Below are 23,646 nucleotides of genomic sequence, written 5' to 3'. Positions count from 1 at the left end.
CCGTGCCGTGCCGCTCAGCGCCGCACCGTATAGCGGTGCTCCGGGCGCCCGGCGGCGCCATAGCGGAGCCGCACCTCGACGGCGTCGCGCTCGGCGAGCGCCGCGAGGTGCCGCTGCGCCGTCGCCCGCGAGATCCCGACGCGCTCGCCGATCTCGGCCGCCGACGCCTCGTCCTCCCCGAGCGCCGCGAGCACGAGCTGCTCGGTCGCCGAGCGCGAGGTCGAGACCTGATCCGCCGACCCGTGCAGGATCGCGAGCGCGCGGTCCAGCTCCTTCTGCTGCACCGCGCGGTCACCCGCGAGCAGGTTGCGGTAGCGCGCGTAGCGGTCCAGCGCGGCGGCCAGGGTGCGCCGCTCGAACGGCTTGATCAGATAGGCGTGCGCGCCCGAGCGCAGCGCACGCCGCACGGTGGCCGCGTCGTCGGCGGCGGAGATGTGGATCGCGTCGATCCCCGCCTCACGGACGAGCCCGATCCCGTCGCCGTCGGGCAGGTACACGTCCGCGAGGATCAGATCCGGTGCGAGGTCGCGGACGGCCGCCCTGGCCTCGGCGATCGTGCGCACCGGCTCCAGCGCCAGGTAGCCGGCGTGCTCCTCGACGATCGCCTGATGCAGCCGGCCGACGCGGAAGTCGTCGTCGAGCACGAGCGTGCGGATGGGGTCCGTCATCTGTCCTCCTCCTGGGGCCGGCCGGTCTCCGCCCGGTCGTGCGGCGCGGTGCCGGGTGCGGCGACGACGCCGACGAGCCGCGCCGCGAAGACCGCGCCGTGGTCGTCGCCGCCGCGGTCGATGACCCACAGGTCGCCGCCTCCGCGCCGTGCGATCTCCCGCGACAGCGGCAGGCCCAGGCCGTGCCCGTGCACCGGGCCGGCCTCGTCGGGCACGCCATCGGCGTCAGCAGAGCCCGCCGTGCCCGCCCGGTTCCCGTCCGCGGATCCGGCCTCGGTCCGGCCGTCGAGGCCGGCTCCGGAATCGGCCACGGTGACGACGAGCGCGTCGCGATCGTCGAACGCGCCGACCTCGACCCAGCGCGGGGCGACGCCCGCGACCGCGGCGCCCACGGCGTTGTCCACGAGGTTGCCGAGCACCGCCGCGACGTCCTCGGCCTCGCCCACCGCCCCGAGCAGCTGGGTGTCCTCCGCGATGCGCAGCGTCACCCCGCGCTCGCTCGCCTCGAGCGCCTTCGCCCCGAGGAACGACCGCAGGAAGGGATCCCGGAGCCGGGCGATGCCGGGGACGGGGAAGTCGACGGAACCGCGCTCGGCGAGCTCGGCGAGGAAGTCGCGCGCCTCCTGCACGCGGGCGGCGTCGAGCAGTCCCGCGGCGACGTGGATCCGGTTCGCGAACTCGTGCCGCTGCACGCGCAGCGCGGCCGTCATGGTCCGCACGGTCTCCAGCCGCTCCGACAGCGCGACGAGCTCGGTGCGGTCGCGGATCACCGCCACCGTGCCGAGGGGCCGGCCGTCCCGCTCCACGGGCCGCGTGTCGAGGTAGAGCACCCGGTCGCCGAGCACCGCCTCCGACAGCGCGCGTCCGCCCGAGACGGCGTCGCGCACCGCATCGGGCAGCCCGATCCCGGCCAGAGGGCGGCCGACCGCCTGCCGGACCGCGAGGAGGCGCTCGGCGGCGGCGTTGCACACCCGCACGATCCCCTCGGCGTCGATCGCGAGCACGCCGTCGTCCACCCCGTTCAGCACCGCCGTCTGGTTCTGGACGAGGGCGACGAGCTCCTCCGGCTGCACCCCGAGGGTGAGCCGCTCCCACCGCCGGCGCAGCAGCAGCGCACCGATCCCCGCGAGCAGCAGAGACCCGGCCGCCGCCAGGCCGATGACCGCGAGCAGCGGCGGCAGGTCGTCGAACACCCCCGCGCGCGCGAAGCCGACGCTGACCTCTCCGACCGGCGTTCCGGCGGCGTCGCGCACCGGGACCTTGGCGCGCGCCGATTCGCCGAGGGTGCCGGTGTCCCATTCGACCACCTCGTGCCCCGCCAGCACCCGCTGGAACGGCGTGCTCACCTCTTCGCCCAGGCGAGCCGGATCCGGGTGCGCGAGCCGGATCCCGTGATCGTCGGCGATGACGACGAACAGCGCTCCGGTGCGGGCGGCCGTGGCGGTCGTGATGCGCTGCAGGGAGCCGTCCCGCAGCTCTTCGGCCCGCGGGGTGCCCGGGTCGTCGGATGCGGTCTCGACGGCCGTGCGGATCTCCGGGTCCTCGGTCAGGGTGCGGGCGATCCCCAGCGCGGAGGACTCGGCTTCGGCGCGCAGCTGCTGGGCGGCCAGGATCAGATAGACGCCGGTGCACAGCGCCACGACGAGGACGACCGTCGCGAACTGCAGCAGCAGCGTCCGCGTGGCGAACCGCATCCGGCGTCGGCGGGGCATCCGTCCTCCTCGTTGAGCAATATGCGCAGAAGTCACGCTACGCGCACAACGCACGGGAATGCGGGATATCGGATCCGCTGCGCGCGCCCTCCCTAGTCTCGGCGGAGTGCGTCGACGACGACAGACGGATGACGAAGGAGTCACCTCATGACCACGGTTCTCACCGGCCTGCTCGCCGCGGCCGACGACAAGCCCCCCTACGACATCGCGTTCGCGCCCCCGGAATGGGTGCTCGTGATCCTCGGCTTCACGATGGTGCTGGTCTTCATGACCCTGATCATGACCAAGCGCCTCACCCCCATGGTCGCGCTCATCCTCGTGCCCACGGTGTTCGGGCTCTTCGCCGGCGCGGGGCTGGGACTCGGCGACATGATCCTCGACTCGATCGGCAAGATGGCCCCGACCGCGGCGCTGCTGATGTTCGCGATCATGTTCTTCGGCATCATGATCGACGTCGGCCTGTTCGACCCGCTCATCCGGGTGATCACCCGCGTGCTGGGCGACGACCCGGCCAAGGTCGTCATCGGCACGGCGCTGCTCGCCGGCGCCGTGTCGCTGGACGGAGACGGATCCACGACCTTCATCATCACGACCTCGGCGATGCTGCCGATCTACCTGCGCCTGGGCATGAGCCCCGTGGTGCTCACCTGCGTCGCGGGCCTCATGAACGGCACGCTCAACATCGTGCCGTGGGGCGGTCCCACGGTGCGCGCGGCCACGGCGCTGGGCCTGCAGCCGACCGACGTGTTCGTGCCGATGCTGCCCTCGCTGGGCGTGGGACTGGTCGTCGCGCTCGGGTTCGCCTGGATGCTCGGCCTGCAGGAGCGGCGCCGCCTCGGCGCTCTCGACGAGAGCCGCCTGACCGGCGCGGCCGACGGCGGACTGCTCGCCGCCGTGCCGGCCATCTTCCGGGGCGCCGACGCCAAGCCGGGCGCCCGTGCGTCGCTGCGCACCGGCAACATCGTCACCGTCGCCGGCGGCCACGGGCCGGTCGCCGCGGTGGGCGTCGACCCGGCCGACACGGCGATGGCGGACACCATGCTCGACCCGAACCGCGCGACCCTGCGGCCGCGACTGATCTGGTTCAACCTCGTGCTCACCGTCGCGGTGATGGTGCTGCTCGTCATCGACATCATGCCCCTGCCCTACGTGTTCATGGTCGGCGCCGCGGTGGCGCTGCTCGTGAACTTCCGCAAGCTCAAGGACCAGGCGTCCGAGATCGTCGCCCATGCGCCGAGCATCGTCGGCGTGGTGTCGATGGTGATCGCGGCCGGCGTGCTCGTCGGCGTCCTGACCGGCACCGGCATGGTCGACGCGATGGCGAACTGGATCACGAACGTGCTGCCGCCGTCGCTCGGCCCGTTCCTCGCGCCGATCACGGGCGTCCTGTCGATCCCGTTCACGTTCTTGATGTCGAACGACGCGTTCTACTTCGGGATCCTGCCGGTGCTGTCGCAGAGCGCCGCGCACTTCGGCATCGACCCGGTCGAGATGGCCCGCGCGTCGATCACCGGCCAGCCCGTGCACCTGCAGAGCCCGCTCGTTCCCGCGATCCTGCTGCTCGTGTCGCTCGCGAGCGTGAACCTGGGCGACCACCACCGCAAGGTGCTGTGGCGCGCTCTCGTGGTCTCGCTCGTGATGCTCGCCGTCGGGATCCTCACCGGCGCGATCCCGTTCTTCGTCGCACAGTGAGCTCCTCCGGCCGGGACGCCCTGCGCTGACACCTGCGCGGGCCCCCAGGCTGCGACGATCAGCACAGCCCGTGACGATCAGCACAGCCCGTGACGATCAGCACACGGATCCGAAGAATCCGTGTGCTGATCGTCGCATCGTGTGCTGATCGTCACGGCCCGGACGGGGATCCGGTCCGCCGGGGACGAATCCGGCGCCGCCGTGGCAGCCGGGGAGTGCGACGTGCCCGGGCACAGGACGCCGGTCTCAGAACAGCGCCTGCGGCAGCGCCCCCTCGTGCTCCAGCAGCCAGCGCTTCGTCCGCAGGCCTTCGCCCGGGGTCCCGCCGGAGTAGCCGCCGAGTCCGTCGCTCGCGACCACGCGGTGACAGGGCACGATGATCGGGATCGGGTTGGCCCCCATGATGGATCCGATCGCGCGCGCGGGCACGGAGGTGCCGCTGCGCTCGGCGAGCTCGCCGTAGGTGACGGTCTCACCGTGCCGGACGCCGTCGTACAGCGCGTGCAGCACCGCGTTCGTGACGTCGGGCTGCGCCCCGAGATCGAACGGCACGTCGAAGGCCGAGAGCGCGCCGGCGAAGTACGCCTCGAGCTGGGCGAGCGCCTCGGCGAGAAGCGGATCCCGCGCCGCTCCCCCGGTCGCACCGACAGCCACGGGCGCTCCGAACCCGGGGCGCGGCCACGTCACCCGCCGCACCGCGACGCCGTCGCTGTGCACCTCGAGCAGCCCCACGGGCGTCGCGATCGAACCGGAGAAGCTCACCCGGCGATCGTACGCCCGGGCCCCGACACCACGGCGCGGATCCGCCCGGTCCCGGCTGCCTCGCCCCGGGATGTGACGATCAGCACACGCCGTGACGGTCGGCACACGGATCCCCGTCAACGCGTGTGCTGATCGTCGCACCGTGTGCTGATCGTGACGGCCCGCGGATCGTCGCCGGGACCCGGATCAGCCCGGCCCGGATCCGCCCGGCCCGGATCCGCCCGGCCCGGATCCACGGCGGTCAGCGACCCCTGTCACACTTCCACGCCCGGATCCGACATCCCTGATGAGAGCCGCACGCCCGGCGACGAGATCCGTCGCCGGCGCCGGCGACGAGAGGAACGACGATGACCAGGATCGACATGGGCCGCACCAACAAGCTCGGCTACGCCGCGGTGCTCGGACTGGAGGCGTACTCCCGCAAGAGCGTGGAGCCCCGGCTGTACGAGCTGATCAAGCTGCGCGCCTCGATCCTCAACGGATGCGGGTTCTGCGTCGACATGCACGCGACCGAGGGCGCCAGGCGCGGGATCCCGCAGCGCACCCTGCACGCAGTGGGCGCCTGGCAGCACGCCCAGGGCTTCTTCGAGGAGAAGGAGCTCGCCGCGCTCGCGCTGACCGACGCGGTCACGCGGCTCGGACCCGACACCGTGACGGACGAGATCTGGGATGCGGCGGCGCAGCACTTCGACGAGGGCGAGCTCGGCGCCCTCGTGCTGGCGATCTGCACGATCAACGTGTGGAACCGCGTCGCGATCGCCACCCGCATGGTGCCGCCGATCGACGGCAAGCACCCGATCGTGTGAGCGCGGTGCGACGCCAGGACGGTACCGTGAGCGCATGACCCTCGTCTCGCCCGCCACCCGCGCGTGGCAGGCCGAGCGGGGGCGCCTGATCGGCATCGCCTCCCGTATGCTCGGCGACTACGGTCACGCCGAGGACGTCGTGTCGGAAGTCGCGATCGAGGCCCTGCAGCAGGAGCGCAGCGAGGGATCCGAGCCCTCCGGATCCGGGTCCGCGGGACGCGTGCGGTCGTGGCCCGCGTGGCTCACGACCGTGTGCGTGCGGCGCTCGATCGATCGGGTGCGCGCCCTCGCCGCCGTGCGGGAGGAGTACGTCGGCCCGTGGCTGCCGGAGCCCGTCGCGACCTCGCGGCTGCCCGAGGACGCGGTCGCCGACCGGGAACTGCTCTCCCTCGCCCTGCTGCACATGGCGGAGCAGCTGGCGCCCGACGCCCGTGCGGCCGTCGTCCTGCACCGCGCGTTCGGCATGACGGCCGGGGAGATCGGGCGGATCCTGGAGCGGACGCCGGCCGCGGTGCGGCAGCTCATCTCGCGCGGCGAGCGCCGGCTGCGCCTTGCGGACGACCCGGCGACGACCCGCGCGGCGGATCCCGCGGCCCTCGGCGCGCTGCTCGTCGCCGTCGAGCACGGCGACGTCTCGGGGGTGCTCGCCCTGCTCGCGGACGACGCGATCCTCTGGAACGACGGGGGCGGCAGGGTCAGCGCCGCACGCAACCCGATCTTCGGCGCCGATCATGTGCGGCGCTTCCTCGTCGGCGTGCTGCAGAAGGCGATCGCCGACCCCGCGCTGCCGTTCTCCGTGCAGCGGCTCGACATCAACGGCGAGCCGGCGATCGCGTTCCTGCGTCCCGACCGCACCGACGTGCTCACGCTCGAGTTCGGCGACGACGGGCTCATCCACGGGCTCCGCCAGGTGTGCAACCCGGAGAAGCTCACCCGGGCGTTCTGACCGCGCCCGGCGCCCCTCCCGGACACCGCCGCGTCCGGCCGCCGACACCCGGCGCCGGCTCGGCTCGGCTCGGCTCGGCTCGGCTCGGCTCGGCTCGGCTCGGCTCGGCTGTGACGATCAGCACACCTCGCGCCGATCAGCACACGGATCCAGGTCAACACGTGTGCCGATCGCCACACCCTGTGCTGATCGTCACACGCGGCGAGAGAACGAGCCGCCCCGCCCCTGGCGGAGCCCGCCCCCCAGCCCCGGCGGCACCCGCTCAGTCGAGCAGGTGCCGGGTGTACCGCGCAGGCGCGTCGAGGAACGAGCGCCAGTGCTGCACGAGCTCCAGATCCTCCCAGGCCGCCGGGCGGAGGCCCCACGCGCCGACCTCGAGGATCGTGGCCCCGGGAAGCGCGGCGAGCACGGGCGAGTGCGTGGCGCAGAGCACCTGACCGCCCTCGTCGGCGATGCGGCGCAGCACGGCGATGAGGCTCAGCGTCGACGAGAACGAGAGCGCCGCCTCGGGTTCGTCGAGGCAGTAGAACCCCGGGTCCTTGAACCGGGATCCGAGCAGCGCGAGGAACGACTCGCCGTGGCTCATCTCGTGGAACGGCACGTCGGGCAGACCCGTCGACGGGTTCTCCTCGAGGTAGGTGTAGAAGGAGTGCATCGTCTCGGCGCGCAGGAAGAAGCCCCACCGGTCGGCTCCGACGCCGCGCTGGATCCGGAGCCAGTCCGACAGCGGCGACTCCGTGGGCCGGGTGCGATGCCGCGCCTGCCGGGATCCGCCCTCGGGCGACAGCCCGTACGCGATCGCGATGCCCTCCACGATGGTCGATTTGCCGCTGCCGTTCTCGCCCACGAGGAACGTGATGCCGGGATCCAGCTCGATGCCGTCCCGCAGCACCTGGGCGACGGCGGGGATGTTCCGCGGCCAGTCCCCGCCCGGCCCCGGGGCGTCGTCCGCCGGGTGCACGGCGACGACCGGCTGCTGCCGGCGGCGCCGGCTGCCCGTGTTCCAGAACGGATCCATGACGCTCCTCGCACGATCGGGGTCGGATCCATTCTGCGTGCGCCCGCCGACACCGCGGCATCGGCGCCGTCAGCCGATCCCCAGATCGATGCCGGAAGGATGGTTCCATGAGCCAGGCGACGATGGATCCGGTCGGGGCCCGGCGCACCGCACCCCGCCGGGGCGCGATCGTCGCGCTGCTGGTGACCGCCGTCGCGCTGGTGGCGATCGTGCTGCTCGGCGCGGTCCCCGGCCCTCTCGGCACCGCGATCGCCGTCGTGCTCCCCTGGCTCGGGTTCGCGCTCGTCCCGCTGGTGGTCGGCGCGCTGCTCGTGCGTCCGCGGACCGCCTGGATCGCCGCGGTCCCCGTCGTGGCCTGGACCGTCGCACTGTGGGGGTTCCTGCCCGTGCCCTGGCAGGGCGGCCCCGGAGCGGGAGACGGACTGCTCGTCGCCACGCAGAACGTCGAGGCAGGATCCGGCACCGGGGCGGCCTCGGCGCGGACACTGGCCGCCGACGGGGCGCAGCTCCTCGCGTTCACCGAGCTGGACGCCGACTCGGGTGCGGCGATCGCGGACGAGCTCGCCGACGCCTACCCGCACGCGTACCGCGTGGGCACCGTGGGCGTGTGGAGCAGGTACCCGATCGTCGATCAGGAGGCGCTCGACCTCGGGCTGGGGTGGAAGCGCGCCCTGCGGGTGACCGTGGAAGCGCCGAGCGGACCGGTGAGCGTCTACGTCGTGCACGCCGCATCGCTGCGCCCCGGCGCGCAGAGCGCACGCGACGGCATGCTGTCCGCGCTGGGCGAGCGGATCCGCGATGACCGCACCCCGCGCGTCGTCGCACTCGGCGACTTCAACGCCGTCTCGACGGATCCGGCACTCGCGTCGATCTCCCGCGAACTCGGCGAGGCGCGCTTCGGCGGTCTCGCGCCGTCGTTCACCTGGCCCGCCTCGTTCCCCGCCGTGCGGATCGACCACGTCTTCCAGCGCGGCTTCGCCGAGGCGGCGGCGAAGACCACCACGGCCGGACGCAGCGACCACCTCGCCATCATCGCCGCGTTGCGGGGCTGATCGCCTCGCGGGCGGATCCGCAGGGATCGGATCCGCCCGCGGCCGTCAGCCGACGACCAGGAGGACCCGGGCGTCGTCGGCGACGGCCCCGGGTCCGGGGACGACCGCGCCGTCGCCCCTCGTCTCATCCGGCAGCACCAGCGCCTCCATCGCCGTCGCGGTGCTGCCTCCTGCGCTCACCCTTCCCGATCGCACGACCAGCGCGCGCACGTCGGCGGGCAACGGGGTCGTGCCGTGCAGATCGGAGAAGACCAGCGACGGAGTCGCGCGCGCCGGCACCGAGGACAGCACCAGCACGCGGCTCAGCTCCGCCGCGCGCAGCCGGGGGCGGTGCAGCTCGAGGAAGGCCCCTGCGTAGTGCATCACCCGCTCCTTGCGCAGGCCCACGGCGGCTCCCGGCCCGATCCCGACCTGCGGCCCGCCGATTCCGGCCAGCACATGCGCCGCATCCGGCGGCAGGTGCAGGATCCCTTCCGGTCCGCGCAGCTCGACGAGCTGCAGCATCCAGTGCAGCTCGCCGTTGGCGCCCCAGGTGCCGCAGATCTCGCGCACGTGCCCGCCGCCCGCGACGAGCCCTCGCCGGGGCAGGTCCCGCAGGCGCGTGAGCCTGGTCGGGGCCGGCCCCGGAGCGAAGGTCGTCGCAGCCACCGGGTTCAGGCCTTCGCGCCGGTGAGGACGTAGCCCTCTTCGCCGTGCACCACGGTGTCGAGGCCCGCGATCTCGTCCTCGTCCTTCACACGGAAGCCGAGGGTCTTCTCGATCACGAACCCGATGCCGTAGGCCAGGACGAAGGAGTACACCAGCACCGCGCCGGCCGCGAGCGCCTGCGCCGCGAGCTGCGCGAAGCTGCCGCTGTAGATGAGGCCCGTGCCGTTGGCGAAGACGCCGAGGTAGAGCGTGCCGATGATGCCGCCGACGAGGTGGATGCCGACCACGTCGAGGGAGTCGTCGAAGCCGAGCTTGAACTTCAGATCGATCGCGAGCTGGCAGACGACGCCCGCGAGGAGTCCGAGCACGACCGCCCAGATCGGCGTCAGCGATGCGCAGGCCGGCGTGATGGCGACGAGGCCGGCGACCGCACCGGAGGCGGCCCCGACCGAGGTCGGCTTGCCGTTGCGGATCTTCTCCATCAGCAGCCAGCTCAGCAGCGCGGCGGCGGGGGCGGCGATCGTGTTCACGAAGGCGACGGCGGCCGTGCCGTCGGCGGCGAGCTCGGAGCCGGCGTTGAACCCGAACCAGCCGAACCACAGCAGGCCCGCGCCCAGCAGCACGAACGGCGGGTTGTGGGGCACGTCGGCGCCCTTCTGGAAGCCGAGGCGCTTGCCGAGCACGAGAGCGAGGGCGAGGGCTGCGGCTCCCGCGTTGATGTGCACCGCGGTACCGCCCGCGAAGTCGATCGCACCGACCCCCAGCATGTCCTGCAGGCCGTGCGTGACCCAGCCGCCGTAGGCGAAGGAGCCGTCCTTGTTCAGGCCGAAGTTGAAGACCCAGCTCGCGACGGGGAAGTAGACGACGGTCGCCCAGATGGCGGCGAAGACCATCCAGGATCCGAACTTCGCGCGGTCGGCAATGGCGCCGGAGATGAGGGCGACCGTGATGATGGCGAAGGTGGCCTGGAAGGCGACGAACGCGAGCGGCGGGTAGGCGGCGCCCTTGGGGACCTCGAGCAGGTTGGAGAGCCCGATCGACGACCAGTCGATGGCCCACGGCGCGACCGTGCCGTGGTTGCCGGGGAAGGCGATCGCGTAGCCGTAGATGACCCACAGCACGCCGATGAGGCCGATCGCACCGAAGCTCAGCATCATCATGCTGATGACGCTCTTGGCCTTGACGAGGCCGCCGTAGAAGAACGCCAGACCTGGCGTCATGAGCAGCACGAGGGCTGCACAGATCAAAACGAAGGCGGTATTCCCCTGATCCATGGGTCCGCTCCTCTCTCAGTGAGAACGCTCCTGCAGCGTCGGGTGCAGTCAGACTCCCACCGGCGCGTTTCGGGCCGACGCGCGCTATGTTTCCGGGGCGTTTCGCCGAGCGCGCCCGCTGTGAACATGCGGTAAATCCCGCCCCCCGGTGCGCCGCGGAAGGATCGCGGACAAGATTGGTCAGCGTTCGCTGTATAGTCAGCATGTGCTGACCATCGCGACTCGAGTGGACGTCATGAACCGGCTCGGCCGGGCCCTGGCCGACCCCACGCGCTCCCGGATCCTCCTCTCGCTCCTCGAGGCGCCCGGCTATCCCGCGCAGCTCGCGCGGGATCTCGACCTCACCCGCACGAACGTGTCGAACCACCTGTCGTGCCTGCGCGGCTGCGGCATCGTCGTCGCCGAGCCGGAGGGACGCCGGACGCGCTACGAGATCGCCGACCCGCATCTCGCCGCCGCGCTCACCGCGCTGGTGGAGACGACGCTCGCCGTCGACGAGGACGTGCCGTGTCTCGATCCGGCCTGCACCGTCCCCGGCTGCTGCGCGACGGGCTCCGCCTCATGACGCTCGCGGTCGCGCCCGGCCGTGTCGCGGTGCTGCGCCCGCGCATCCGGATCGTGGTAGCGATCACCATCACCTGGAACGTCGTCGAGGCGGTCATCGCCTTGGCGGCCGGAGGCGCGGCGTCCTCCGCGGCGCTGATCGGGTTCGGGCTGGACTCGATCGTCGAGGTGCTCTCCGCCGCCGCGGTGGCCTGGCAGTTCGCCGCGCCGGATCCGCAGAGGCGCGAGAAGGCCGCCCTGCGGATCATCGCGATCTCCTTCTTCGGCCTCGCCGCGTACGTGGTCGTGGATGCCGGGCTCTCCCTGGTCGGGCTCCGGGAGGCCGCGCACTCGCCGATCGGCATCGCGCTCGCCGCCCTCAGCCTGGTGGTGATGCCGTTCCTCAGCTGGTTCGAGCGACGCACCGGGCGCGAACTGGGATCCGCGTCCGCGATCGCCGACTCGAAGCAGACGCTGATCTGCTCGTACCTGTCCGCCGCGCTCCTGGCCGGGCTGCTGCTGAACAGCCTGCTCGGCTGGGCCTGGGCGGACTCCGTCGCCGCGCTCGTGATCGCGGGCTTCGCCGTGCGCGAGGGCATCGAGGCGTGGCGCGGCGACGCCTGCTGCGCGACGCCCCTGTCCGCGCTGACCGGCGAGCGGGATCCCGAGCCGTGCGATGACGACTGCTGTGCGCGTCCTGCCGGATCCGCCCCGAAAGGGTCCGTGGGGCTCACCCTGTCACCCGGCCGCCCGCGCGACTGAGGAATGCCCGCAGCCTGCGCTGCGACCCATGCGCCACGACGCATATGCCCCCGCGTAGCGTGAGCACCAGCGATCGGCGCCCGCCCTTGGCTTCCGCCCCCCCGGCTCCGGCCGGAGACCCGTTAGGCGCGCATGACCCTCGCATCCGTCGGCACTCCCCCCTCCCGCCTCGGCCCCGTCCGGCAGACGTACGCCAGGCAGGGGGATTTCCCTCCGGTCGCCCGCGCCTTCGTCGAGGTGTCCCAGGTGGTGCGGGAGACCGGCCTGCTGCGGCGGACGCCCTGGTTCTATGCGATGGTCGGGGCCGCGATCGCGGTCGCCTTCGCCGGGGTCGCCACCGGATTCGTGCTGCTCGGCGACAGCTGGTTCCAGCTGCTCATGGCCGCAGCGCTCGGGATCCTGTTCACCCAGGTCGCCTTCCTCGCGCACGAGGCCGCGCATCGGCAGATCCTCTCCACCGGGCCCGCGAACGACCGGCTGGCACGCGTGCTGGCCGCGGTCGTCGGCATGAGCTACTCCTGGTGGGACTCCAAGCACAGCCGGCATCACGCCAACCCGAACCGGGTCGGCAAGGATCCCGACATCGAGGTCGACACGATCTCCTTCCTGGAGGAGGACGCGGTCCAGGCCCGCGGGCTCCGACGGCTGATCACGCTGCGGCAGGGCTGGCTCTTCTTCCCGCTGCTGACCCTGGAGGGCCTGAACCTCCACGTCCTCAGCTTCCGGCACCTCGTCGGCCGCGGACCGGTGAAGGCCCGCTGGGCGGAGATCGGCATGGTCGCCGCGCGCTTCGCGCTGGTACTGACCCCGATCTTCCTGCTGCTCCCGCTCGGCATGGCGTTCGCCTTCCTCGGAGTGATGCTGGCGGTCTTCGGCGTCTACATGGGGGCGTCGTTCGCCCCCAACCACAAGGGGATGGCCGTGATCGCACCGGACGCACGGCTGGACTTCTTCAGCAAGCAGGTGCGCACGTCGCGCAACATCCGCGGCGGCTGGTGGGCGACCGTGCTGATGGGCGGCCTGAACCACCAGGTCGAGCACCACCTCTTCCCGAACATGTCGCGGCTGCACCTGGGCCGGGCCCGTGAGATCGTCCGCGACTACTGCGCCACGCACGACGTGCCCTACACCGAGACCTCGCTCTGGCGCTCCTACGCGATCGTCATCGACTACCTGAACCGGGTGGGCCTGGCCGCGCGGGATCCGTTCGACTGCCCGATGGCCTCGGCGTACCGGCGGGCCTGAGCGGCGTCAGGCCGCGTCCGCTCGGGCGAGCCCCCGGCGCCGCACGCGAGCCTGACAGGATGAGGGCATGCGTGCAGTCGTCTTCGATGCGGTCCGATCCCAGCCCGAGGTGCGAGAGGTCCCGGAACCGCAGGTTCCCGCAGACGGCGTTCTCGTGCAGGTCTCGGCCACGGGGTTGTGCCGGAGCGACTGGCACGCCTGGGCCGGGCACGACGACATCGCCCTCCCTCATGTGCCGGGGCACGAGCTCGCGGGCGTCGTCGTCGCCGTCGGGCCGCAGGTCGCGCGCTGGCGGATCGGCGACCGCGTGACCGTGCCGTTCGTGTGCGGCTGCGGGCGCTGCGAGTGGTGTCTCTCCGGCAACGCTCAGGTGTGCCCCGATCAGCAGCAGCCCGGCTTCACGCACTGGGGCTCCTTCGCCGAGGTCGTCGCCCTCCATGCCGCCGACGTGAACCTCGTCGCCGTTCCCGACGACGTCGACTTCGCCACGGCGGCGAGCCTCGGCTGCCGGTTCGCCACGGCCTTCCGCGCCGTCGTGGGCCGCGCCAGGGTGCGCGAGGGCGAGTGGGTCACGGTCGTCGGGGCCGGCGGGGTCGGCCTGAGCACGGTGATGATCGCGCGGGCGCTCGGCGCACGGGTGATCGCCGTCGACCGCAATCCCGAAGCGCTCGCCGTGGCGCGCGAGGTCGGAGCCGAGCTCGCACTGCTCGCCGACGGCACAGACATCCCGGCCGCCGTCGCCGCGCTGACCGGCGGAGGCAGCCAGATCTCCGTGGATGCGGTCGGCAGCGAGCAGACCCTCGCCGACGCGATCCACTCGCTGCGCCGGCGCGGCAGGCACGTGCAGATCGGCCTGCTCCCCCCGGTCGACGGACATCCCCGCGTGCCCATGGACCGCGTGATCGGCTGGGAGCTCGACCTGCTCGGCAGCCACGGCATGGCCGCAGCCGACTATCCCGCGATGATGGCGCTGATCGGCGAGGGGCGTCTGGCCCCGCAGCGCCTCATCGAACGCACCATCGGCCTCGAAGAGGCCGCGGCGCTGCTGCCCGCCTTCGACCGGGCGACGGTCGCGGGAATGACGATGGTGGATCCGCGGCGCTGATCGCGTTCCGCGCAGGAGGCAGATGCGCCCGGCGACGTGCTGCCGGCGCCGCCGCTCGGCGGCCCCGATCAGCGCCGCAGCGCGGCCGGGCGGGGCAGCCCGATCTCCTCGATGAGGTCGCCGAGGGCGCGGTCGAGCTCGGCGCCGGCCTGCATGATCTTGTTGACGCCGAATCCGGCGAGCCGGGCGCCCGGCGCCTCGAAGCTCAGCGTGGTGCCCGCGGCGGCGGAGGTGTGCATCTCGATGCGCAGCGGCGCGTAGAGCATCGTGCCGGGGTCGTGCCGGAACAGCCGCGCGGCGATCCCATGGTGAGCGATCAGCCAGACCGCGCTGCGGGCACCGCCGCCGGCGTGCTGCATGAGCGCATCGGGGCGCGATGTCCAGACCCGGACGAACCCGCTCGGCGCCTCCCACTGCAGCCCGCGCACGAACCCCGCCCAGTCGCCGCCGCGCACCTCGGCCAGGGCCTGCTCCTCCGGCAGCGCGGGGACCGCGGCCTCGAACGCCCCGACCAGCGCGTCGAACTGCGCGTTCGTCTCGAGCCGGATCCGCCGTCCCGCCTGTGCGAAGACGGTCTCCTCCGCGTCGTAGCTCACGTCACCATCCTCTCGCAGCCGCCGACGCCCCGGGGCCGGACCTCGGGCATACCGGACGCCGCTACCCTCGATCAAGGAGAGGACGGATCCGAGATGGCAACCGAAGAGCACTCGTCGCGCGTGAACGCATCGCGCCGGCAGAGCCGCGCCCGCGTGATCACCCTGGCGCGGATCATGCTCCCGACCTGGGACGGATCCCTTCCGGCGCTGACCGCCCAGCTGCGCCGTGAAGCCGGCCTGGGCGACGGCGCCTTCCGGACGCTGTTCCCGGGCGATCGCGATCTCCTGCACGCCGTCGATCACGAGCTGCTCGAGGAGTGCGCCCAGCGCGTGCGCTCGGCCGCCGAGTCCTTCGATCCGGATGAGCATCCGGACGAGGCGCCGGAGGTCGCGATCTCCGCCGCGCTCGCCCGCGCCCGCCCCCTCGACTGGAGCTCGCTCACGATCCGGCTCCGCGAACGACAGCTCGCGGCGTCGACCGGAGCGCGCAGCGAGGACGTGATCGAGTCGGAGCGCGCGTTCCTGCCCGCACTCCTCGAGGCCTTCGAGCTGCTGCTCGCGCGGATCGGCCGCCGATTCGAGTGGCAGCCCGCGCTGGGCGTGCGGGTCGTGATCCTGACCTACGAGCGCTCCTTCGAGTCGTGGATCCTGTCCGGCGGCAACGAGAAGTCGTTCCCGGAATCGAGCTACGTGCGGCACACCCTCCCCGCCCTGCTGCTCGGCGTGAGCCGCCCGCTGGACTGACGCCGGCGCGGGTCAGCCCCGGCGGCCGGGCCCGGCCACGGTCAGCCACGGCGGCCCGCCCTCGGCCAGCTCCGCCGCCCCGGGCCCGACCACGGTCAGCCGGAGAGTCCTGTCATCCGCATGGTGATGTTGATGCGGCCGCTGTCGAGGCCGCATCCCTCGGGCGCGGTGGAGGGATGCACCCGGGTGACGCCGTGATAGGCGAGCCGCGATGCGCCACCGAAGACGAAGAGGTCGCCCGAGCGCAGCGACAGATCGGTGTACGGTCTGCCGCGGTTCTCGGTGTTGCCGAACCGGAACGTGCAGGTGTCGCCGATCGACAGCGACACGATCGGGGCGAGGGACTTCTCGTCCCTGTCCTGGTGCATGCCCATGCGCGCGGCGTCGTCGTAGAAGTTCGCCAGCGCGGTGTCGGGGGTGTACGCGGCCACCTGTTCATCCGAGTGGCCCGTATCGGCCAGTGCCCGGCGCCCCAAACGCACCATCCAGTCGGGGAACGGCAGCACGCGCTCGCCGTTCACATCCGTCGCCTCCCGCGTGTAGCGGTACGGCTGCCAGTGCCAGCCGAGACAGACGGTGCGCACGGACATCTCGTGGCCGCGGACCTTCGCGGCCCGGATCGGCACGGGCCCGGCCGTCCATTCGCGGAAGCGGGCGACGATCCACTGCTGCTGATCGAGCGTCAGCCAGCCCGGGAGCAGGACGGCGCCGGGGCCGGGACGTTCCGGGCCCCGGGGCGCCTCCATGTCGGGAGTGAACAGCGTCATGCCGCGCACCCCTCGGCCGTCGCGGTGCTCATGCCGCGGCCTCCAGCGCGAGCAGGGCGGTCTTCGCCTCGAGCCCTCCGATGTACCCGCCCAGCGTGCCGTCGGTGCGCAGGACCCTGTGGCACGGCACGACGACGGGAAGCGGGTTGGTGGCGCAGGCGGTGCCGACGGCGCGCACCGCCTTCGGATTGCCGACGAGCTCGGCCATCTGCCGGTAGCTGCGGGTCTGCCCGTATCCGATCTCCGGCAGATGCTGCTGCACCAGCCGGCGGAAGCCGCGCGAGAGCGACAGATCCAGCTCCACGTCGAACCGCTCCCGGGTGCGGGAGAAGTACTCGTCGAGCTCGCGGGCGGCGGCGTCGAGCCGCTTCGGCGCCCGGAGCACGCGCGGGCTGAGCCGCACCGCGAGGTCTTCGAGCACGCGGTCGTGGTCCTCGATCGCATAGGCGACGCGGACGAGCCCCCGCGGGGTCGCCGCGAGCAGCAGCGGCCCGACCGGGCTGTCGACGGTCGTGTAGGCGACGTCGACGAGGCCTTCCGCCTGCGCCGCGGCCTCCAGCCGACGATGCAGCGCAGCCATCGTGCCGGAGTCGATGGACGCCGGCCCGACGCCGACCGCGTCGGCGTCGGGGATGTGCGTCAGGTCGTTCATGGTCTTGCTCCCTCCTGGTTCACGCCCGGATAGGTCCTTCTGAGGGTCTTCATGCCGTCGGCGGCGGCGCGGCGCGCCGCCTCGACCGTCCCGCCGAGGATCGTCGCGATCTCGGCGTACGACATCCCGGCGAGGTACCGGTAGGTGATCGCCTGCCGCTGCCTGCCCGGAAGCGCCGCGACGCTCGCCCACAGGTCGTCGTCCCCCGCGCCGGGGATGCCGAGCACACTCGGTGCGTCTGGCAGCTCCTCGACCGGCAGCGGAGCGCGCCGGGCCGCCCGGTGCACGTCGATCGACTTGCGGCGGGCGATCGTCACGAGCCACGCCTCGACGTTCGCCGCCTCAGGGAGCCCCGGGTAGGCGCGCATCGCGGCGAGGAATGTCTCCGACCAGGCGTCGTCGGCGTCGTGGATCCCGAGCAGGGACCGGCAGACGCGCAACACCGTGACCCCGTGCTGTTGCACCACTGCTTCGAACGGCTGTCTCATGTCCCTCCCCCTGAAGTCTCTCGTCTTGGTATCCGTCTCTGCTCTGAAGACGCACACCACGGCCGAAACGTGAGATCGGATCCGGAATCCGCCCGACCGCTTCGCGGTGCGGCTCCCCGCGCCCGACGCAATTCAGGCCGGATCCGTGCCCGCGGCCGATTTCACCCGCAGAACCGGGGCCTGTGTGAGATCCAGCCTGAGTTCGGTCGCGCCGTCGCCGGTCACCGGAGGCGACGCGCCCGCCCGCGAGAGGAGAGATTCCCGCCCGTGTGTCCGGATCCGACGGCCTCGTTCGACGGAACAGGTGAAGGGGCCGGAAGGCGGCCCCGCGACGGAAGGACAGGAAGATGCGGAAGATCGTGGCATTCGAGCACATGACGCTCGACGGGTACGTGTCCAGCGGCAAGGGGATGGGGTTCGAGTGGACGAACCGCGCGTACGACGCGGAGCTCTCCGCCTACGCGCAGCACATCCAGGAGGACTTCGACCTGCCCGTCTACGGCCGGGAGACCTATCTCGGGATGTACGGGTACTGGAGCACCCAGCCGACCGCGGAGAGCACGCCGGTGGAGCGCGAGCACGCGGAGTGGGTCAACGCGGTCGAGAAGATCGTGGTGTCGACCACGCTCGCATCGGCCGACTGGAACAACACCCGGCTCGTGCGCGGGAGCCTCGCCGAGGAGTTCGGCGCCCTGAAGGAGCAGGCCGGGGGGACGATCGCGATCTACGCGAGCCCGAAGCTCGTGCACTCCTTCCTCGCGTTGGGCCTGATCGACGAGTTCCGCGTCGTCGTGCACCCGGTCGTGATCGGCGGCGGCACGCCGCTGTTCCCCGCGGGCACCGAGCTCGACCTGAGGCTCGAGGAGTCCCGCTCGTTCGCGGCCGGTGCGACCTACCTGCGCTACGGCGTGGCCTGAGAGAGGATCGGACCATGCGATACCTGCTGCTGATCCGTCCCGACATCGACGAACTGCCCGCCGACTGGGCGCCCGACTCCGGGCTCGAGGAGGAGATGGGCCACCTGCTCGAGGAGATGACCAAGGCGGGCGTGCTCCTGGACACGGCCGGTCTCCGCCCGCCCGAGGAAGGAGCCGTGCTCCGGCTCGCCGGAGGGAGCGTGACCGTCGTCGACGGGCCGTTCACCGAGTCGAAGGAGATGGTGGGCGGCTACTGCCTGCTGCAGACGCGGACCCGTGACGAGGCCGTCGAATGGGGCACGCGGTTCCTGCGCATCCACGGCCCCGAGTGGACGATGGCCCTCGAGCTGCGCGAGCTCGACGGCGAATGACGGCGTCCGACCCGCCCGTCGACCGCGCGGTCCCGCGCGCGGTCGACGCGGCGTGGCGGATCGAGTGGCCGCAGCTCGTGGCCGTGCTGACGCGCCTCGTGGGCGACATGACCCTGGCCGAGGATCTGGCGCAGGACGCGCACGTCGCGGCGCTGGAGCAGTGGCCCCGCGACGGCGTGCCGGCCAATCCCGGCGCGTGGCTCACCGTCACGGCGAAGCGGCGGGCGATCGACCGGATCCGCCGGGATTCGACGCTCGCCCGCAAGCTGCCGCTGCTGGAGGGCGAGATCCTCTCCTCCCTCGACACGGGCTCGTCCGATCCCGCCGCGGCCGTCGACGAGGAGATTACCGACGACCTGCTGCGGATGCTGTTCACGGCCTGCCATCCGGCGCTCCCCCGCACCTCGCAGGTCGCGCTCACGCTGCGCATGGTCGGCGGGCTGACGACCGACGAGATCGCCCGGGCGTACGTGACCGCCACCCCGACGATCGTGCGCCGCATCTCGCGCGCGAAGAAGACCATCCGGGACGAGCACATCCCCTACGAGGTGCCGAGCGGTGCGGAGCTCGCCGAGCGTCTCGATGCCGTGCTCGAGGTCGTCTATCTCGTGTTCAACGAGGGGTACGCGGCGACGGCCGGGGACGACTGGATGCGGATCGATCTCTGCACCGAGGCGCTGCGGCTCGCGCGGGTCCTCAGCGGGCTGCTCCCCGCCGAACCGGAGGTCGCGGGCCTCGCGGCGCTGCTCGAGCTGCAGGCGTCCCGGCTGCGCGCCCGGTACGACGCTGCCGGTCGCCCCGTGCTGCTGCGCGACCAGGACCGCACCCGGTGGGACCGCCTGCTGATCCGGCGCGGCTGTGCCGCCCTCGCCCGCGCCCACACGCTCGCCCACGATCGCGGGCGGCCGCCCGACCGGTATGCGCTGCAGGCGGCGATCGCCGCCGCGCATGCGATGGCGCCGACGCAGCCGCAGACCGACTGGCGACGGATCGCGGGCCTCTACGCCGTGCTCGCCGCGCGGTTCCCCTCGCCGATCGTCGAGCTCAATCGTGCGGTCGCCGTGGCCGAGCTGCACGGCCCCGCGGCGGGACTCGAGCTCGTCGATGCGGTCGTCGCAGGCGGGACGATCGACGACTACCACCTGCTGCACGCCGTGCGCGGCGACCTGCTGCTGCGGCTCGGGCGGACGGCGGAGGCGGGCCGGGAGCTCGAACGGGCCGCCAGGCTCACCGCGAACACGGCCGAGCAGGCGCTCCTGCTCGACCGTGCCGCGAGACCCGGGGCCCGTTGAGCGGCAGGCCCGACGACCTCAGGGCCATGCCGCGGAGCGCGGCACCACGAGCACCGGAACGCCGGCGTTGCGCACGATCTTCGCACCGTGGGATCCGAGGAAGACCCGGGCGAGCGGGTTCAGGCCGCTCGACCCCACCACGCTGACGGGATCCGCGTGTACCGAGAGGGAACGCCGGTGCGGGAGGGGAACAGGGTCCTGGATAGGGACCGTGTCGCGAGGTCATGCGGCGGCGGTCCCGGAGCGTCCTCCCCGTGCGATCAGTCGTGCGCCGATGAGCGCCACGATCGCGGCGAGCACGGCGATCGCGGTCATCAGCACCCCGAACCCGTCGCGGTAGGCGGCCGTCGCGGCCTCGAACACCTGCGGCGCGGGGCGCCTGCCGTCCTTCGCATAGGCCCCGACGCTGCCCAGCGCCGACGCGACATCGGAGGCCGACATCCCGGCAGCGTGCAGGCGCGCGGTGATCCCGGAGATCGTGAGCTGCGTGACCGCGACCGTCGACAGCGCGGTGCCGAGCGAGTAGAAGAGCTGCCCGAACGTGGTGCGCGCGCTCGTGACGGGGCCGTAGAACTCCGCCGGGGCCTCGCTGAGGATCAGCGTGCCGTACGGGAGCGACGCCGCGGTGACGCCGAACGCGACGAGCACGCCCGCGGGCACGAAGGCGAGCGGGGTGTCGGCGTTCCGCGCGAGGGCGGCGGCGGCGAAGCCGGCCGCGGCGAGCAGCCCGCCCAGCATCAGAGAGGCCTGGGGGGTCATCCCGCGGGACATCAGGCGCCCGAGGATCACCGCTCCGACGATCGACGTGACCGACACCGGCAGCTGCCAGACCGCGACCGCGGCGGGGGTGAGCCCGAGCACGTACTGCCAGAGGTTCGTGAGCTGGAGGAAGGCCGCGGCGACGCCGAAGTTGAAGACGAACCCCGCGCACAGAGCACCGAGGAAGAGCGGGCGCCGGAAGAGGAACACCGGGAAGAACGGGTGGCGCACGCGCGTCTGCGACCACGCGAAGGCGGCCAGCAGCAGGATCCCGGCGGCCATCACGGCCCAGGTGACCGGGTTCGTCAGCGACGAGGCCAGCTGCGAGACGCCGTACAGGAAGACCACCATCCCTGCCATGAGCAGGAGCTGCCCCCACACGTCGCGCCGCTCCGTGACGCTCGGCGCGACCGCGGGGAGCAGCATCAGGACCGCCGGGATGGCGAGAGCCGAGAGCAGAGGGACGAGCAGGAAGGCGAGGCGCCAGTCCGCGCCGGCGAGGAGTCCGCCGGAGAAGGTGAACACGACGCCGGCGGCCCCGGCGACGGCGGCGAAGGCGGCGACGGCCGCGGGGAGCCGGCCGGGGGCCGCGAGCACCTGGATGTACGCGAAGGCGGCGGCGTAAACGGCTCCGAGCCCGACGCCGGAGACCGCTTGCCCGACGATGTAGACGAGCGCCGTCGGGGCGACGGCGACGAGGACCTGACCTGCGATGCTCGCCAGCAGCGCCGCGACGAGCATCCCGCGGCGCCCGATCCGGTCGGCGAGCAGCCCCGTCGTGATGACGGAGGCCGCGATCGCGAGGGTCTGCATCGACGCGCCGAGCGCCTGCTGGCCGCCGACCATGTCGAGGCCGCGGCTGGCGCCGACGAGCGCGGTGGCGGCGATGTTGGGTGCGGCGCCCTGGACGGCGGCCAGGACGCCCAGGAGGGGGACGGCGAGGCGCGACGCCGTGCGGGCGACGTCGGCGGTGGCGGTGTCGTTCATGTCGTGGGGGCTCTCTGCGCGAGGGGTCAGGAGGAGAAGGCGACGGTGCCGTCGATGTAGGTGGCGTGCACGTCGATCCCGTCCCAGCCGGCCGGATCGGTCGTCCACGGGTCCGCGTCGACGACGGCGAAATCGGCCCGCATGCCGGGGCGCAGGACTCCGCGGTCGTCGGCGTGGATCTGCCAGGCGGCGTGGGTGGTGATCGCCGCGAGCGCCTGCGCGGGCGTGGCGCACTCGTCGGGTCCGAGCACCGACCCGTCCGCCTCGAGGCGGCGCAGCACCGCCGTCTGCGCGCTGTGCAGCGGGTGCACCTTCGTCACGTTGTAGTCCGAGTGCAGGCTCGGACGCAGCCCCGCCCGGTAGGCGGAGGCCACGCGGTCCAGGCGTGCGGCGCGGTCGGCGCCGAGGATCGTGTCGCGGAACGCGGCACCCCAGTAGTAGACGTGGTCCATCAGGAAGCTCGGCGAGATCCCCGCGGAGGCCATCCGCGCGAGCTGATCGTCGGTCGTCACGGAGGCGTGCTCGAAGCGGTGCCGCAGGTGCGGATCGGTGCCGGGCAGGAGCTCCTCCGCGGCCTCCAGCGCGAGCTCGACCGCGGCGTCGCCGTTGGTGTGGATCATCAGCTGCCACCCGTCGGCAAGCCCCGCGCGCATCGCCTGGCGCAGCCCCTCGGGAGTCCAGTTCGCGTGACCTCCCGCGGTCTCGCCGAGGTACGGCTGCAGGAAGTAGCCGGAGCGGCCCTGGTTGGATCCGTCGGCGACGAGCTTCCACGCGTCGGCGCGGACCATCTCGTCCCCGCTGAACGGCGTCACGCCCGCGGCCTTCCAGGCGGCGGCGACCTCGGCGGGCGTCGTGTATCCGTCGAGCGCCGAGAACTGCGCGGTGGAGACCCGAGCGGGCAGCCGCCGCGCGCCGTTGAGCTGGTGCAGCAGCGCGATCTCGCTGACTCCGGCGAGGGTGCCCGTCATCGCCTCCCGGACCGAGGTGACGCCCTGGCTCGCGAACTCCGTGAGGAGCCGGCGGACGCCGCGCGCGACATCGGCGGCGTCGGGGCGCGGCAGGCCCGCCAGCAGCATCGTCACGGCCGGCGCCTCGCCGACGATCCCGGTCAGGCGCCCGTCGATCTTCTCGAGCGTGCCGCCGGCGGGCGCCGGCGTGTCGTCAGAGATGTTCGCCGCGGCGAACGCGGCGCTGTTGGCGTAGGCGAAGTGCATCGACGCGTTGAGCACGACGACGGGACGATCGGCCGCGACGCGGTCGAGCATGCCCCGGGTGAGCGCGGGCTCGCCCGGATAGAGGCTGGGGTCGAAGAGCTTGGCGAGCACGTACTGGCCGGGTGCCGTCGTGGCGGCCGCGACCTTCAGGGCGGCGAACACGTCGTCGAACCCGGGGCAGGCGACGTGGGAGACGTCGGTCCAGTCCAGCGTCATGAGCGACACCCAGATGTGGGCGTGCGGCTCGATGAGGCCGGGGATGACCACGCCGTCGGGCGACAGGACGGTCGTGGCGGGGCCGGTCAGCCCGTCGAGGTCGGCGGCGGATCCGAGCGCGATGATGCGCCCGCCGGACACGGCCATCGCCTCGGCCGCCGGCGCCAGCGGATCGCCCGTCGAGATGCGGCCGACGACGAGCAGGTCGGCCGCGGATCCGGCGGCGGAGTCGGCGGCGTAGTGCGCGGGCGCGATCCCGTGGCCGGCGGCGGAGATCGCGGAGGACAGGTGGGCGCGGCTCGCGGGGAGGGCGGCGAGGCAGTCGTCGGACATGAGGCTCCTAGGGGTGAGGAGGGTGCCGGAGAGAACGGGAGGAGATGCGGGAGATGTCGCCGGGCGGATGCGCCGGC

The 23,646-nt window shown here is 72.8% G+C and carries 25 protein-coding genes; 12 read left to right on the top strand and 13 right to left on the bottom strand.

Going from position 1 to position 23,646, the window contains the following annotated elements:
• Positions 1-14: 14 nt before the first annotated feature.
• Complete coding sequence (locus WFJ17_RS10600; RefSeq protein ID WP_292885552.1) at positions 15-668, bottom strand: response regulator; 654 nt, start codon at positions 666-668, stop codon at positions 15-17.
• Complete coding sequence (locus WFJ17_RS10595) at positions 665-2,380, bottom strand: sensor histidine kinase (RefSeq protein WP_336648394.1); 1,716 nt, start codon at positions 2,378-2,380, stop codon at positions 665-667. The genes WFJ17_RS10600 and WFJ17_RS10595 overlap by 4 nt, the downstream gene beginning before the upstream one ends.
• Before the next feature lie 147 nt (positions 2,381-2,527).
• Here WFJ17_RS10595 and WFJ17_RS10590 point away from each other — a divergent pair, with 147 nt between their 5' ends.
• The gene (locus tag WFJ17_RS10590; RefSeq protein ID WP_336648393.1) at positions 2,528-4,072 is read left to right on the top strand and encodes a CitMHS family transporter; all 1,545 of its coding nucleotides are present in this window, start codon (positions 2,528-2,530) and stop codon (positions 4,070-4,072) included.
• Positions 4,073-4,318: 246 nt separating this feature from the next.
• Here WFJ17_RS10590 and WFJ17_RS10585 read toward each other — a convergent pair whose 3' ends face one another.
• Positions 4,319-4,834, bottom strand: a complete 516-nt coding sequence (locus WFJ17_RS10585) for a methylated-DNA--[protein]-cysteine S-methyltransferase (protein WP_336648392.1) — start codon at positions 4,832-4,834, stop codon at positions 4,319-4,321.
• Between the two features lie 347 nt (positions 4,835-5,181).
• Between WFJ17_RS10585 and WFJ17_RS10580 the strand changes: the two genes are divergently transcribed.
• Together WFJ17_RS10580 and WFJ17_RS10575 are read left to right on the top strand one after the other, a co-directional pair.
• Positions 5,182-5,640 carry a carboxymuconolactone decarboxylase family protein gene (locus WFJ17_RS10580; RefSeq protein WP_292885564.1) on the top strand — a complete coding sequence of 153 codons (459 nt, stop codon included), beginning with the start codon at positions 5,182-5,184 and terminating at the stop codon, positions 5,638-5,640.
• Between the two features lie 34 nt (positions 5,641-5,674).
• Positions 5,675-6,586, top strand: a complete 912-nt coding sequence (locus WFJ17_RS10575) for a sigma factor-like helix-turn-helix DNA-binding protein (RefSeq protein ID WP_336648391.1) — start codon at positions 5,675-5,677, stop codon at positions 6,584-6,586.
• A gap of 262 nt (positions 6,587-6,848) precedes the next feature.
• Here the strand turns inward: WFJ17_RS10575 and WFJ17_RS10570 are convergent, their stop codons facing one another.
• Complete coding sequence (locus WFJ17_RS10570; RefSeq protein ID WP_336648390.1) at positions 6,849-7,604, bottom strand: AAA family ATPase; 756 nt, start codon at positions 7,602-7,604, stop codon at positions 6,849-6,851.
• A 107-nt stretch (positions 7,605-7,711) separates the two neighbouring features.
• Between WFJ17_RS10570 and WFJ17_RS10565 the strand changes: the two genes are divergently transcribed.
• Positions 7,712-8,656, top strand: a complete 945-nt coding sequence (locus WFJ17_RS10565) for an endonuclease/exonuclease/phosphatase family protein (protein ID WP_336648389.1) — start codon at positions 7,712-7,714, stop codon at positions 8,654-8,656.
• Positions 8,657-8,701: 45 nt separating this feature from the next.
• Here the strand turns inward: WFJ17_RS10565 and WFJ17_RS10560 are convergent, their stop codons facing one another.
• On the bottom strand, positions 8,702-9,304 hold the full coding sequence (locus tag WFJ17_RS10560; protein ID WP_251438945.1) for a hypothetical protein: 603 nt from the start codon (positions 9,302-9,304) through the stop codon (positions 8,702-8,704).
• Between the two features lie 5 nt (positions 9,305-9,309).
• A complete protein-coding gene (locus WFJ17_RS10555) occupies positions 9,310-10,578 on the bottom strand; it encodes an ammonium transporter (RefSeq protein ID WP_292885578.1) in 1,269 nt (422 codons plus the stop codon).
• A gap of 205 nt (positions 10,579-10,783) precedes the next feature.
• Between WFJ17_RS10555 and cmtR the strand changes: the two genes are divergently transcribed.
• The 4 genes from cmtR (at position 10,784) to WFJ17_RS10535 (ending at position 14,233) form a co-directional block, all read left to right on the top strand.
• Positions 10,784-11,143 carry a Cd(II)/Pb(II)-sensing metalloregulatory transcriptional regulator CmtR gene (cmtR, locus tag WFJ17_RS10550; RefSeq protein WP_336629391.1) on the top strand — a complete coding sequence of 120 codons (360 nt, stop codon included), beginning with the start codon at positions 10,784-10,786 and terminating at the stop codon, positions 11,141-11,143.
• Positions 11,140-11,883, top strand: coding sequence for a cation transporter (locus WFJ17_RS10545; RefSeq protein WP_336648605.1), 744 nt, complete (start codon positions 11,140-11,142; stop codon positions 11,881-11,883). Before cmtR ends, WFJ17_RS10545 begins: the two co-directional genes overlap by 4 nt.
• A gap of 132 nt (positions 11,884-12,015) precedes the next feature.
• On the top strand, positions 12,016-13,128 hold the full coding sequence (locus tag WFJ17_RS10540) for a fatty acid desaturase family protein (protein ID WP_292885584.1): 1,113 nt from the start codon (positions 12,016-12,018) through the stop codon (positions 13,126-13,128).
• Positions 13,129-13,195: 67 nt separating this feature from the next.
• Positions 13,196-14,233, top strand: a complete 1,038-nt coding sequence (locus WFJ17_RS10535; RefSeq protein ID WP_336648388.1) for a zinc-dependent alcohol dehydrogenase family protein — start codon at positions 13,196-13,198, stop codon at positions 14,231-14,233.
• 68 nt (positions 14,234-14,301) lie between these two features.
• Here the strand turns inward: WFJ17_RS10535 and WFJ17_RS10530 are convergent, their stop codons facing one another.
• A complete protein-coding gene (locus WFJ17_RS10530; protein WP_336648387.1) occupies positions 14,302-14,829 on the bottom strand; it encodes a hypothetical protein in 528 nt (175 codons plus the stop codon).
• A 93-nt stretch (positions 14,830-14,922) separates the two neighbouring features.
• Between WFJ17_RS10530 and WFJ17_RS10525 the strand changes: the two genes are divergently transcribed.
• Complete coding sequence (locus WFJ17_RS10525) at positions 14,923-15,573, top strand: hypothetical protein (RefSeq protein ID WP_292885601.1); 651 nt, start codon at positions 14,923-14,925, stop codon at positions 15,571-15,573.
• A gap of 95 nt (positions 15,574-15,668) precedes the next feature.
• Here WFJ17_RS10525 and WFJ17_RS10520 read toward each other — a convergent pair whose 3' ends face one another.
• The 3 genes from WFJ17_RS10520 to WFJ17_RS10510 are packed head-to-tail and all read right to left on the bottom strand — an operon-like array spanning position 15,669 to position 17,480.
• The gene (locus tag WFJ17_RS10520) at positions 15,669-16,340 is read right to left on the bottom strand and encodes an alpha-ketoglutarate-dependent dioxygenase AlkB family protein (RefSeq protein ID WP_336648386.1); all 672 of its coding nucleotides are present in this window, start codon (positions 16,338-16,340) and stop codon (positions 15,669-15,671) included.
• Between the two features lie 28 nt (positions 16,341-16,368).
• The gene (locus WFJ17_RS10515; protein WP_374208746.1) at positions 16,369-16,992 is read right to left on the bottom strand and encodes a methylated-DNA--[protein]-cysteine S-methyltransferase; all 624 of its coding nucleotides are present in this window, start codon (positions 16,990-16,992) and stop codon (positions 16,369-16,371) included.
• On the bottom strand, positions 16,989-17,480 hold the full coding sequence (locus WFJ17_RS10510) for an RNA polymerase sigma factor (protein ID WP_251438963.1): 492 nt from the start codon (positions 17,478-17,480) through the stop codon (positions 16,989-16,991). Before WFJ17_RS10510 ends, WFJ17_RS10515 begins: the two co-directional genes overlap by 4 nt.
• Before the next feature lie 347 nt (positions 17,481-17,827).
• On the opposite strand from WFJ17_RS10510, the gene WFJ17_RS10505 reads away from it, so the two are divergent.
• From WFJ17_RS10505 to WFJ17_RS10495, 3 genes are read left to right on the top strand one after another with little or no spacing between them, the layout of a single operon-like run.
• Entirely contained in the window at positions 17,828-18,397 is a 570-nt protein-coding gene (locus tag WFJ17_RS10505; protein ID WP_336648385.1) for a dihydrofolate reductase family protein, read from the top strand.
• Positions 18,398-18,411: 14 nt separating this feature from the next.
• Positions 18,412-18,768 (top strand): YciI family protein, encoded by a 357-nt coding sequence (locus WFJ17_RS10500; RefSeq protein WP_336648384.1) that lies wholly within the window; start codon positions 18,412-18,414, stop codon positions 18,766-18,768.
• The gene (locus WFJ17_RS10495) at positions 18,765-20,060 is read left to right on the top strand and encodes an RNA polymerase sigma factor (RefSeq protein ID WP_336648383.1); all 1,296 of its coding nucleotides are present in this window, start codon (positions 18,765-18,767) and stop codon (positions 20,058-20,060) included. Before WFJ17_RS10500 ends, WFJ17_RS10495 begins: the two co-directional genes overlap by 4 nt.
• Positions 20,061-20,078: 18 nt before the next feature.
• On the opposite strand, the gene WFJ17_RS10490 is transcribed toward WFJ17_RS10495, so the two are convergent.
• From WFJ17_RS10490 to WFJ17_RS10480, 3 genes are all read right to left on the bottom strand, one after another.
• Entirely contained in the window at positions 20,079-20,201 is a 123-nt protein-coding gene (locus WFJ17_RS10490; protein WP_251438971.1) for a universal stress protein, read from the bottom strand.
• Positions 20,202-20,282: 81 nt separating this feature from the next.
• Positions 20,283-21,806 carry an MFS transporter gene (locus WFJ17_RS10485; RefSeq protein WP_336648382.1) on the bottom strand — a complete coding sequence of 508 codons (1,524 nt, stop codon included), beginning with the start codon at positions 21,804-21,806 and terminating at the stop codon, positions 20,283-20,285.
• A gap of 26 nt (positions 21,807-21,832) precedes the next feature.
• Positions 21,833-23,569 (bottom strand): amidohydrolase, encoded by a 1,737-nt coding sequence (locus tag WFJ17_RS10480; RefSeq protein ID WP_336648381.1) that lies wholly within the window; start codon positions 23,567-23,569, stop codon positions 21,833-21,835.
• Positions 23,570-23,646: the final 77 nt, after the last annotated feature.

This window comes from Microbacterium sp. MMO-10, from assembly GCF_037148715.1.
Taxonomy (GTDB): domain Bacteria; phylum Actinomycetota; class Actinomycetes; order Actinomycetales; family Microbacteriaceae; genus Microbacterium.
The sequence above is the reverse complement of the archived record's forward strand: the minus strand, read 5'-3'. Positions and strand labels throughout refer to the sequence as shown.